At 46.0% G+C, this 12,638-nt stretch carries 8 protein-coding genes; 2 read left to right on the plus strand and 6 right to left on the minus strand.

Annotated features, from left to right (window positions below):
• Positions 1–33: 33 nt before the first annotated feature.
• On the minus strand, positions 34–1,464 hold the full coding sequence (locus IQ270_RS12880; protein WP_193973592.1) for a form I ribulose bisphosphate carboxylase large subunit: 1,431 nt from the start codon (positions 1,462–1,464) through the stop codon (positions 34–36).
• A gap of 748 nt (positions 1,465–2,212) precedes the next feature.
• Here IQ270_RS12880 and IQ270_RS12885 point away from each other — a divergent pair.
• Positions 2,213–3,991 (plus strand): serine/threonine-protein kinase, encoded by a 1,779-nt coding sequence (locus IQ270_RS12885; protein ID WP_193973593.1) that lies wholly within the window; start codon positions 2,213–2,215, stop codon positions 3,989–3,991.
• A 319-nt stretch (positions 3,992–4,310) separates the two neighbouring features.
• Here IQ270_RS12885 and IQ270_RS12890 read toward each other — a convergent pair whose 3' ends face one another.
• Together IQ270_RS12890 and IQ270_RS12895 are read right to left on the minus strand one after the other, a co-directional pair.
• Positions 4,311–5,300: a methyltransferase domain-containing protein gene (locus IQ270_RS12890; protein WP_193973594.1), complete on the minus strand. Its 990-nt coding sequence runs from the start codon at positions 5,298–5,300 to the stop codon at positions 4,311–4,313.
• A 463-nt stretch (positions 5,301–5,763) separates the two neighbouring features.
• Entirely contained in the window at positions 5,764–6,879 is a 1,116-nt protein-coding gene (locus IQ270_RS12895) for a fatty acid desaturase (RefSeq protein WP_193973595.1), read from the minus strand.
• Between the two features lie 451 nt (positions 6,880–7,330).
• On the opposite strand from IQ270_RS12895, the gene IQ270_RS12900 reads away from it, so the two are divergent.
• Positions 7,331–8,605 carry an alpha/beta hydrolase gene (locus IQ270_RS12900; RefSeq protein ID WP_193973596.1) on the plus strand — a complete coding sequence of 425 codons (1,275 nt, stop codon included), beginning with the start codon at positions 7,331–7,333 and terminating at the stop codon, positions 8,603–8,605.
• Between the two features lie 412 nt (positions 8,606–9,017).
• Here the strand turns inward: IQ270_RS12900 and IQ270_RS12905 are convergent, their stop codons facing one another.
• From IQ270_RS12905 to IQ270_RS12915, 3 genes are all read right to left on the minus strand, one after another.
• A complete protein-coding gene (locus IQ270_RS12905) occupies positions 9,018–9,245 on the minus strand; it encodes a hypothetical protein (protein WP_193973597.1) in 228 nt (75 codons plus the stop codon).
• A gap of 48 nt (positions 9,246–9,293) precedes the next feature.
• Entirely contained in the window at positions 9,294–10,826 is a 1,533-nt protein-coding gene (locus tag IQ270_RS12910) for a phosphomannomutase/phosphoglucomutase (RefSeq protein WP_228056314.1), read from the minus strand.
• Positions 10,827–11,383: 557 nt separating this feature from the next.
• Positions 11,384–12,289, minus strand: coding sequence for a D-hexose-6-phosphate mutarotase (locus IQ270_RS12915; RefSeq protein WP_193973598.1), 906 nt, complete (start codon positions 12,287–12,289; stop codon positions 11,384–11,386).
• Between the last annotated feature and the right edge of the window lie 349 nt (positions 12,290–12,638).

The raw sequence follows: 12,638 nt of genomic DNA on the forward strand, positions 1-12,638 counted from the left end.
CGACCTAAATCTAAAATCTCCCACCCAAAATCATCAAACGGTATCCATTGCCTCGAACTCAAACTTGATTTCTTTCCAGAGTTCGCAAGCAACAGCCAATTCAGGGCTCCATTTGCAAGCTTCGCGAATGATGTCTCCGCCTTCGCGCATCAAGTTGCGGCCTTCGTTACGTGCTTGGACGCAAGCTTCCAAAGCAACGCGGTTAGCTGCTGCACCGGGTGCGTTGCCCCAAGGGTGGCCCAAGGTGCCGCCGCCGAACTGCAAGCAGGAGTCGTCGCCGAAGATTTCGACCAAGGCTGGCATATGCCAGATGTGGATACCGCCGGATGCAACTGGCATGACACCAGGCATGGAGGCCCAATCTTGGGTGAAGTAGATACCGCGAGCGCGGTCTTGTTCGATGTGGTCTTCGCGCATCAGGTCTACGAAGCCCATGGTGATGCCTTTTTCGCCTTCGAGTTTACCCACAACTGTACCGGAGTGCAGGTGGTCGCCGCCGGACATCCGCAAGCACTTGGCAAGCACGCGGAAGTGGATACCGTGGTTTTTTTGACGATCGATCACGGCGTGCATGGCGCGGTGAATGTGCAATAGTACACCGTTGCGGCGGCACCATTTGGCCAAGGTGGTGTTTGCAGTGAAACCACCGGTGAGGTAGTCGTGCATGATGATCGGGGTTTTGATTTCTTTGGCGAATTCAGCCCGTTCCATCATTTCTTCGCAGGTGGGGGCGGTGACGTTGAGGTAGTGACCTTTGACTTCGCCTGTTTCTGCTTGAGCTTTTTCAATAGCTTCTTGAACGAACAGGAAGCGATCGCGCCAACGCATGAATGGTTGGGAGTTGATGTTTTCGTCGTCTTTGGTGAAGTCCAAACCGCCGCGCAGAACTTCGTAAACGGCACGGCCGTAGTTCTTAGCAGACAGACCCAATTTGGGCTTAATTGTACAACCGAGCAAAGGACGGCCGTACTTGTTGAGTTTGTCGCGCTCAACGGTGATACCGTGAGGGGGGCCTTGGAAGGTTTTGAGGTAAGCAATGGGAATCCGCAGGTCTTCTAACCGCAGGGCGCGCAGAGCTTTGAAACCGAACACGTTACCGACTAAAGAGGTCAGCAGGTTGGTGACGGAACCTTCTTCAAACAAATCCAAAGGATAGGCGATGAAGCAGATGTATTGGTTGTCTTCGTTGGGAACTGGCTCGATGTCGTAGCAGCGACCTTTGTAGCGGTCGAGGTCGGTCAGCAGGTCAGTCCAAACTGTTGTCCATGTACCGGTGGAAGATTCAGCGGCCACAGCAGCTCCAGCTTCTTCTGGGGGAACTCCCGGCTGCGGTGTGACGCGGAATGCTGCCAAAATATCTGTATCTTTCGGCGTGTAGTCCGGCGTGTAATACGTTAGTTTATAGTCTTGAACTCCGGCTTTATACCCAGCCTTTGATTGAGTTTGGGTTTGCGCGTAAGCCATATCTCGCTTCCTAGTATTCGCTTAATTTTTTTGCCCGATCGCAGGCTGTTAAAAATATATCAATAAAGTGGCGCTCTTTAATTTTAATATTCTTTTAATCATCATAAGTATTGTTTATTTTACTTTACATTAAGATAATATTTGTAACATATCTTATCAAACAAAAGCAGCGAAGGATGCAGGGGGAAAGGCTGGGGATCGAGGAGATTTTGGATTTTAGATTTGAGATTTTAGATTGGAGAAGGAGAAAAAATTAGTCATAAATATTTAAAATTGTGGTGGAGATCGATTAAATTTTAGATATTAAGTTTTGGGTTGAGGGTAGGAAAAAATTAGTTATAAATACTTACAGAGATGGTGGCGATCGAATTCAACCGCAACAGAGGATTGTCGCAATCCAAAATCGCAAATCTTCAATGCGAAAACCCCCTGAGATCGTGGACGGTTGCATCGGAATCATAAAATTGAGTCAACAGCCAACACTCAACCATTCAGTTTTTCGACCCGGAGTCAACACTCAGTAGGGGCGGTGCCTGTGAGTGCCCGCCCTCAAGCAACAGTCAACAGTCAGCGGTCAACAGTCAAAAATCGACAGCATAGCACATAATATGGACAGGACTGGTGCAGCAACCTGGTTTTTCCAACCAAAATCCGTCGTTACAGCAATTAAACTTCGCTTAAAACCGGGTTTCGGCGTGAGCTGCGCGTAAGTCTAATATGGATATCTAGCCCCATTTCTACTCTGGTTGTGCCTCACCCCCCTTCAAAAGCCGTCCACTGCATCAATCCAGATTGCCCAAGGCCTTACCCTCAGACTTGGGGCAACAATTTTTGTCATAGCTGCGGAGCTCCGCTGCTGCTAAACAATCGCTACGTACCTCTAGAAGTCCTCGGTTCCGGGGGTTTTGCAGCTATCTACACAGTTTGGGACACAGAAACTCAAACAGATCGCGTCCTGAAAGTGTTGCTCGAAACTGCCCCGAAAGCGCTGAAATTGTTCGAGCAAGAAGCTTCGGTTTTGGCGTTTTTGGGGCATCCCGGTGTGCCGAGAGTCGATCGGGACGGTTATTTTCACGTCCAAACGCAAAATTTTGCAGGAGAGGGTAGAAATGCCGCAGCGAGGCGCTTGCCTTGTTTGGTAATGGAAAAGATTCACGGCAAAACTTTAGAAGAAATTCTGGAAGAGCACCCTCAAGGATGCGCCCAAGAATGGGTGTTTAGCTGGCTGTGTCAATCTGTGGAAATTTTAGAGGAGTTGCACAGGTGTCAGATTATTCACCGCGACATTAAACCCTCAAATTTGATGCTGCGAGACCCGGAATCGCCACAAACGTTGCTGACCAAGGGTTTGGGTGGATTGCAATTGGTGGCGATCGACTTTGGGGGAGTTAAACAAATCGGCGGTGTCGAAGCGGTGGGAAAAGATTCTGGGAGTTCGACGCGCTTGATTTCGCCCGGGTACAGCCCGCCGGAACAAATTGTGGGTGGCGGTGTGGTGCCGGCGACGGATTTTTATGCGCTGGGGCGGACTTGCATTCATTTGCTGACGGGGAAGTATCCCGCCGAAATTGAAGATCCGATGACGGGGGAGTTGCGGTGGCGACATATTGTGTCTGTGAGTCCGGCTTTGGGGAATTTGTTGGATGATATGGTGCGATCGAATCTTCAGCAGCGTCCGGCTTCGGCTGCTGAGCTTAAAAGGCGTTTGCAGGAGATTTATGCTAGGAGTAAGGGCAAAATTGCGTTAGCGAAGCCCTCGAAGAGGATCGCCCCGATCGGTCAAACTGTTGTAGAATTCTCGCGGCAAGTAGTAGTGGCGGCGACGCAAAAAACGGCAAATTTGACGGTTTTGCTGTTCGGCGCGATCGCCCAAATCGTGGTAGCTTCTCTCGATACCGGCTGGGAAATGGTGCTCGGCGGGGTTGGCGGATGTGCGGGGGCGATCGGCGGTTTGGTTTTGGGCTATGCTTCACCTGTGGGCCAGGAAGTTGCCAGTTTTTTAAATGAAGGTTTGCACCAATTAATTCCTGACATGACTTTCGCAGTCGGGCCCGAAGTGCTGCTGTTTGCTTTTGCGGGTTGGGGAACTGCGATCGGTTTGACGGATGCCGGGAGTTTTCGCCAACAAAAACAGTATTGGCTGTCGGGATTGATGGGATGTCAGGCCTATTTGTTGGCGGGTTTGTGCTGGATGGAAGCAACAACTTCTAGCGGGGTGCAGGGGATTATTTTGGGGGCATTTGCGATCGCCTCTTTGACTGTGGGAATGGGTTTGCGGAGCCATCAATTAGTTCACGCTTTAGTGGTGGCTGTTTGTTCTACGGGAATGTTTCTGTTTTTGAATGCTTTCAACATTTTTCCCGGGGCTTTTTTGAGAATTTTGTCGCTGTCGTCTGAGGCTAACTTCTGGCTGCAAGTTTGGGGTTCTGTTGTGTTTTTTGGTTTGTTGGGAAGTGCGATCGGGCTTTGTTTGGGAGTGAGTCATTATTTAGTTGTGCCCGTACTCAGGTGGTTGGGCTGGCGCTAATTAAACTTCTCCAATATTTTTTTTTGAGTTCGATCGGGCTGTTATATCAATTCCGGTTGCACTCAAACCGGAATTGTTAACTGTTGACTGTTAACTGTTAACAGTTAACTGTTGGCTGTTGACTGTTGACGGGTCGAAAAATTGCTCGTTATATCGTTTCCGCTTGCATCGGAATGATTTAACCTTACTAGAACACAGAGTACACAGAGGGAGAGAATATATATCTGAATTATTTGACTGTTAACTGTTAACTGTTAACAGTCAAAGTGAATTTACTATTCCGATGAAGAGAGGATTTGATATTATTAAGTTTTCGGTCCTAAACACCTGTCATAGTTTTAGTAGAACTTATTTCTGTTAATTCTGCCAAGGAGTGCGATCGCACAGCGCGAAACATCCCAAAGCGACATAGCCCCGTCCCAAATGCTAACCGCATCAGTAAAAGTGTCGGTACTTCTCGCAGAGACTTGATAAAACCCGATATACCAAAGCGTACTAATCCGGCAGGTCTAGCTATACCTTGCCAGATAGAATCTATCCAAGAAGGAAGAGTTTCTTGCGTCCAATCTGCGGTTGTCACAGTACCATCCACAAACCCCGTTTCTTCTAACAGTTCTGAAAAGCCCTCAATGCTTGAAAAAGCCGGATGCGACCACTGATCGAGGAGTTGCTTCATTACGGGTTTCTCCCACCAATTGAGAGGAATTTGGCGCGAGTCCCTTTGATTCCAGTCAGCCAGAACCAGCACGCCGCCGGGTTTTAGGACTCTCATCAACTCTTTGGCGAAAACAGCTTTATCTGGCATATGAGGCCCAGCTTCGATCGACCAAACTACATCAAAACTCGCATCGGGAAACGAAAGTGCCATAGCATCATCCACCCGAAACTGCAAATCGAGTTCTGGGGAAGTTAATTCTTGAGCGCGCTTAACTTGCTGCGGGCTGATAGTAATTCCAGTGACTGCAAACTTATAATCCTGGGCCAGAATGCGGCTGCTACCGCCAATTCCACAGCCAACATCTATCACAGTAGTGCCAGCAGGTAATCGATCCAAACCGCCCCAGCGCACCATTTCATGCACAAAATCGGATTTAGCTATGAGGAAATCTTTCCGTTGTGGCGGCGAACCGTAATGGCCTAAGTGGATGTGTTCGCCCCAATAATATTCCAAAATGCCGTCTTCTGTCCACTCGTCGTAGGAGTTGGCCACAGAGTCGGATGATTGATAAGGGCGAGCCGTGATTAAATAGATCGCAAGGGCGATCGCCACCAGTCCAAACAGAAGTCCGAATACAACAAATAAATTCATTTTTTCCTTTTTCTTGAGAGCAGAATGTATGCTAAAATCGCCGACCCAAGTCTGGGAATTGAATTATTGTGAGATTGGCTGCCTCGCCGACCCCAGCTATTTTGGCAATTCAACTCTTCTATGATACAGCGTATTCCAGGTTTTTGAATTACTCCCCAGAAACCGGGTTTATTTGCAGTTCGATAAGTTGTTAACTGATTGTTTTGTAAATCTCGTTTGTCGGTGGCTGCCCCTATATGAATATGTTTTATCATACCCAATTAGGGTAATATATTCTCTTTACGAACTGCGAAGACGCCAAGAGCGCGAAGAGAAGAGGAAACAGAAGAGTCAAAAGATAAAGGGGATGGCAAGCTCTGATTTAAGCTAACTTGCCGTTCAATTTGATGCCGCTATTTGCAACAAATTGCAGCTTTTTGGTACTAAAGAAGTACCAAAATGTATTATTAATTAGTCGCAGATTTCAAATTGCTACGTTAATTAATTGAGTTTCTGCTTTTTCTTGAAATGATTTTATTGATTGCAGGCAATTAGATTCTGCATCCCAAAGAATGAATTTGAAACATTTAGGAATCTCGCGCAAAGTCAGGGTTTTTGAATTGGCAAGCAGGTGAATGTTGGCTTGATGACAAGCCTGAAGATTGTAGTTAGGTATTCGCTCGGAGAGATGATGAATATTGTGGCAACCAATATCAGCCGAAAACCAATTGAGAATACTTGGTAATTTTAGGTAACTGCTTCCTTCTATTGCGCCTAAAAGATAGTCCCAACCTTCTGTTTTATGAGCGTAAGAACCCTCAAAGTTGTGCTGGATGAAGAAAATACAGATAAAAATTGCTGCCGAACAAGTCATGACAATTGAGTAAACACTCCAAAAAAAGCCAAACCCCAGTAAATTGCTCAGATAAACCCAGCTAGCAACAACACAAATATTGTTGAATAGTAAATCCCAAAACTCGGCATTCGTATACCAATGTTGGGATTTGTAAGAAGCAAAAATTGCCGATAAACTCATGCCAATATCTTGCTGAAAACAAACAAATATATGTCTAATCAAATCATAAATTCCTAATAAAAGCGCGAGCCTCGGTTTGATAATCAAGTAAAAAAAACCACCGGGAAACAACATCAATGGGTGTCTCAACAACTGATAGATTTTTTGCTCGAATGGGTTGAGGATCGCAAATTTTTCAGTGGAAATCAACGCCGAAGGGCCTCTATACATATCCCAGTTACCATTGTGTTTGTGATGGTAAGCGTGTCCCCTCGACCAGGGATACTGAGGAATTGCATTGATGATGCCTAGCATAAAACCAACAAGGCGATTGAGTTTTTTGGCACTAAAAAGAGAATAGTGTCCGCAATCGTGCATTAAAGAAAAACACCGTCCCGAAAAAAGTGTCATTAACACCATTATTGGCGGCAGAAGCCATACAGAAATGGCAGCAGCTTTAAATGCTAGAAACCATAACAGTGTATAGGGAATGACGGTATTGAGTATTTGCCAAGTTGCTTTGAAATTGTTGCTTTTCATGTAAGAATTTAGCACAAAATCTGATTTGGCGATCGCGTTTTTCATTCAGTCTGTTTTGTGTGGATAGTTGCTTGGCTTAGCATCGGGATGTGGCTATTTTTGGTATTGTTTTGCAGCCCTAAATTTGGTGAACTGCGGTTGAAATTTATCTTGTTTTTTACAGATGATTTGCTGATTCTAGCGAGAGCTTACAAAAAGTTAGCGATTTGTGGGATACTGCTTGGTATTCACAGTTGCGGGAGAGCACCGGATTTGCACCGGATTTTCCCCGTTTCTGTCAACGGTGGTTTTTTGTTGGCATCGATTTTTGCACGTCTATGAGGTTATCACAATTTGGGATTTTTGGCATAAAAAACTGTGAAACCTGTCAGCAACCTCACAAATCGCTGCACCGGAACGCATTACTATGATTGGGTGGTGGTAAAGCCGATCGGCTCACTAATCAAAACTGCCATATTTAGTTTAAGCTGATTAAAAATTAGGCTGAGAAAATCCGATGCTCCCCAAGAATAACGGCAAAAAGTTACCTTTATTAGCAGCGTTTTCAGCCTCGCGATTTATCCCTCGGTTGCTGAGTGCGATCGGGCTATTTTTCAGTCTCTGGGTTATCGTACCAGCACCGACGCTGTTCCTGTACCCTTTGGCGGTGGGTTCGCCGGAAATCAGTCCTTGGTTGGTCGCTATAAATACGATCGCCCTTCTGCTAAACCTGCTGGGACGACCTAACGGCAAAGTATACATTATTTCACTGATTTGTAACCTGTGCGCCTTAATTTTGAGCCTGCTCCCCTTGATGCAGTTCCCCGCCGCCAGTGCAGCGATAGCTACCGAAATGCAAGCAGTTCTAGGGAGAAACTATTTAGCCACCGTTCCTAAAGCCGATCGCGCGCAGATGCGTTCCCAACCGTTTATCCTAGCAGATTCTTTCCGGGGAATTCCGATGAGAGACGTGAGGAGCGATCGGGCTATTGTATTTTCCAACCCTGACGGAGTTTCACTGAAATTAAACCTTTACCGGCCAATGCAAATTGGCAAATATCCGGCGATTATCACAGTTTACGGAGGAGCTTGGCAAAAAGGCAATCCCGATTACAATGAGGAATTCAGCCGCTACATGGCCGATCGAGGTTATTGTGTTGTCGCAATTGATTACCGCCACGCTCCCAAATATCAGTTTCCAGCTCAGCTTGAGGATGTGCAGGCCGCACTTTCCTATATCAAAAATCATGCCGCTGATTGGTCCATCGATCTCGATCGAATTGCCATGATGGGAAGGTCAGCCGGTGCCCATTTAGCAATGTTAACTACTTACGGTTCAAGCGTACTTCCTATTAGAGCAGTAGTGAACTATTACGGCCCAAATGACCTGATCCGGGGATACAACGACCCACCTTTTCCTGATGCTATAAACGTTCGAGCCGTCTTGCGCGCCTTTCTGGGAGGAACGCCAGACCAACTCAAGGAGCTTTACCGTCGGGCTTCTCCCATAAATTATATTAAACCGAATCTGCCCCCTTCTCTGCTGGTTTATGCAGGTCGCGACCATATTGTTCAAGCTAAGTTTGGGCGATCGCTCTACGAAAGATTGCGCGCCACGGGCGATCGGGCTATTTTACTCGAAATTCCTTGGGCCGAACACGCCTTTGATACAATTTTTAACGGCCCTAGCAATCAATTAGCTTTGTATTGCACAGAACGTTTTTTGGCTTGGGCTTTGAAGTCTTCCGACTACCAATTCATCCCGCTTCCCAAAACTAATGCAGCCCTATAAATCAAAACGGTTCATAAGGTTCGTAGTACGGACTTCAGTCCGCTCATAAACAGCAGGATCGCGCGTGCATCCAGGAGTCCGCTCTTATATCATGTCCGGTCTACGATCGTAACAAAAACGGTTCGCCAGAGCGGTCAATCTACCGGGAACGATATTAAACGGAGGACTTTGGCGCCCACTACCAACCATAAATGCAAAGCAGAGTTACTTTATGCGTAAACTCTTATTAAATAATCTGCCTTACCTCCGCAGTTGACGTATCATATTATGTCCGATGAAACGACAACAATAAGATTGGTTTGATCGTTTTTATTATGGGCGAAGCGAAGCGGAGGGAATCGACCGGACATGATATCAATCGAAGATTTACACAAGAAGTTCCTTGAGAATTTTTATAGTCCCAACCCCGGATTTATAAGGATTCAAAGCTAGCAGTGAAGCCATCTAAAGTCAAGCACTCTTCCATAAAATCCTCCACATCATTCACATTTTCAAGTTGATATTCCATGATGCGTTGACCGTCGCCTTTCATTTTTTTGGAAGACAGAGGCGTAGCCGGATATTTTTCGGCTAGAGCCTTGAAAGCTTTAGAATTCATATCCCAGCTTGCAGCAGAACAATTAATGATTAAACGCCACACTATTCAATTCCTCCTTTGGTTTTGTTTGCGAATATTCCCAACTTAAACTTAGCTCAAAAAAGCCGATAAATCTAGGTATTCTGTGGTTTGGAAAAAAGCTAAAAGCCGAGCTGCGATGCGATCGACACCTCCCTCAACCTTAGATTCAACATTCAAAGCCATCACCGGGTCGTGCAGGGACAAACGCAACAAAAACCAGCCGGATTCGCTGGGAGACGTGCAGGAAATTCGCACGCCTTCATAGTTATTGGGAACAATTTTCCAGTCTGCTTGCGTCGAGGTAAATTCTTGCAGTTGCTCGATGACGCGAGTTCCCAGAGCTTTGAAATCATCCGCACCAATTTTAATCCGAAATTCTGCACTTTCTGCGGGTTCTTTTAAATTGGCAATTAAATCGGGCAAAGATTGATTTGCTAGCTGAGATTTAGCCAATTCAATCAATAATTTGCTCACCAAGTAAGCGCCATCATCCAGAAAGTAATTTTCTTTCAAAGCTCCGTGTCCAGAAGTTTCGATCGCCAGCCACGATTCCTGTCCGGCTTGATTGAGGCGAATCGACTCGTCAATCACATTTTTGTAGCCGCGTTTAAAGCGATGGTGAATCCCTTTTAAATCTTGTTCGATGAATTGCGTTAAGCCATCGGAGGTGATAGAATCGGTGACAATGGTAGAGCCTGGGTGTTCTTGCAGGACGATCGCAGAAATCAAGGCAATTAAGCGATTGCGATTGAGTTCCTTGCCAACTCCATCTACAGCCGCACTGCGATCGACATCCGTATCAAAAATAATCCCGAAATCAGCTTTATGTTCAATTACCGCTTGACAAATTGACTGCATTGCCTGTTTATCTTCGGGATTTGGTACATGATTGGGAAAAGTACCGTCTGGTTCCAAAAATTGACTGCCTGCGGTGTCTGCACCTAAAGGTTTTAAGACTTTATCAACATAAAATCCGCCCGCACCGTTCCCCGCATCCACAACAATTTTTAACCCTGTCAGCGGTTGCTCAAAATTATCGGGATGGTTGACTGCTTCCCGAATCTTTTTGACAAATTGGTTGGCATAAACCGAGATAAAATCATGCTTGGTAATGTTACCGGGCGCGGAGGCAGGCTGAAAATTATTGTTTTGGGCTAATGTTAAGATATCCGTAATATCTTTTTTTTGTAACCCACCGTTGGCGGTGAAAAACTTTAAGCCGTTGCGATTAAAAGGCAAATGGCTAGCAGTGAGCATAATCGCGCCGTCGCAATCAAAACCGGGGGTTATGGTACTCATAAACATGGCGGGGGTTGAGGCCATTTCAAAATCGTATACTGCCGCTCCAACTGAGGCGATTCCTTCCATGACTGCTTGCATTAAAGTTGGGCCAGATAGGCGGCTGTCACGCCCGATCGCAATTATCAATTCGGCGGCTGGTTTGTTGACTTTTTGCACCAGCCAACTGACAAAGGATCGACCTAAAATTGTGGCAATTTCCGGGGTGAGGTTGACTTTTTCATTAGCAACGCCTTCGAGGGCGATACCGCGAATGTCTGAGCCGTTTTGAAGTTTTGTCCAGTTAAAGTTTTGCACAATCATTTACGGTAATTAGTCATTGGGAATTGGTCATTGGTCATTGGTCATTGGTCATTAGTTAACAGTCAACAGTCAACACTTAACAGTCAACACTTAACACTTAACAGTTAACAGTCATTTTATGCTGAGTGAAGTCGAAGGCTAGTCATCAGGAATAAGGAAGAAGGAAGAATACACAAACAGATGCAGACTGCGGTTTAAATCTATCCCGTAGAAACCATGTCCGTGCCAAACAAACTAAGAAATAAAGAAGGAAGAAATCAGGGATTCGGTATGATTGTGCCTGAGCGTAACATAATTTTTCAATAGACCTCTTATATCATGTCCGGTCGATTAGCACAACAAAAACGGATCGCGCGTGCGTCAGTCAGTGTTCGCAATCCAAGAGCGGACTCGCATTCGGTACTACGAACCAATCTTATTTTTGTAAATCGACCGGACACGACGTTACAAAAATCGCCAACTATCTTGAAATTATCTGCGTTAATCTGTGTGAATCTGCCGGGTGCATCTGCGTGCGATCGCAAATTTATGCAAAAGGTCTATTAATCTCTCATTGCTCAGTCGCGTTCAACGCTGTAAACTGCCTGCAATCGGAACTCACCACCAGCGGGGACTTCCACAATATCTGTCGCCGCATTGGTCGTTTCTACGCAGATGAAGCGCTGGTAATCTGTATCTTCGAGGTCGGCCATGTTTGCAGAAATTGTCACCCAGGGATTCCACACTACGGCGGATTTGCTGCCAGAGGATTGAATGCGAATCCGACGGTTGAGGGCGGCATCGTCAATGACTAATTCCTTGGTAACATCGAGATAAATGCGATCGACTTCACCTGTCGCTACCACTGCACCTGCTTGAGTTTTTTCTGCACCGCCATCAACTTTATCAACATATTTGCTGTTTTCTAAACCCAAAACCTGCACCTGTTTGATGTCGCCGACTTGGAAATAGGTGTGCAAAGCTTGCGTAAGGGGAAATGCTTTGTCTCCCAGATTGCGGGTGATTAATTCTACAGTGAGAGTTGTGCCGACGGTAATTGCGATCGCCAGTTCAAAGGCTTGGGGCCAAATTGCTCTAGTTTCCTCTGTATCCTTGAGTCCTAAAGTGACTTTCGTCGCGCCGTCTGGGGTGGTGGCGGTTTCTATCACATTCCAGAGGCGATTCCGCACAAACCCGTGAGTGGGGCCGCCAGATGCTGCGGGCTCTGGGCCAAACCAGGGCCAACAAATTGGTATACCGCCTTTGATGGCTTTCCCTTCGGCGTAGTAAGCTTTTTCGCTGAGGAACATCACGTCTGCGGTTTCGGCGACTGGTTGGAAACAGAGCACTTGGCCGGCATACACCGATATCACGGCTTTGGCTTGGCCGTTGTCGATGTGAATCGTCGGGAAACCACCGTTTCCGGTAGCGAAGGTGAGGTTGCCGGCAATGCCGTAGTCTGTGTTTAGTCGATCGATATTCATGCTGTTGGCCTGGTTGGTTGCTTTACGATTATCCAATATTATGGTGGCTAGATTTTATGATCTTCTAGATTCAGGAATTTATTGGCAAACCATACAGCACGTCTGAATCAGTTGTACAAAAGCATTATATTTTTTTAACTTTCGATTACTGAAAAGCTCAAAATTAAACAAAGTCTGAAATAATTGTTTAACTATCGAGAAGTTTGTACAAAGGAGCGGGGCGATCGAATTTGCCGCAGATTCCGGTAAATTCTGGGGAAGTTCGATCGCGGTTGAGGCAGATTTATGTTAGTTTTTTTTGCTAAAAAACCTGACATTAGACCTCTTGCAAAAATAATTAGGACGGGCT

Source organism: Microcoleus sp. LEGE 07076 (assembly GCF_015207455.1).
In the GTDB taxonomy this organism is placed as follows: Bacteria; Cyanobacteriota; Cyanobacteriia; order Cyanobacteriales; family Microcoleaceae; genus Microcoleus.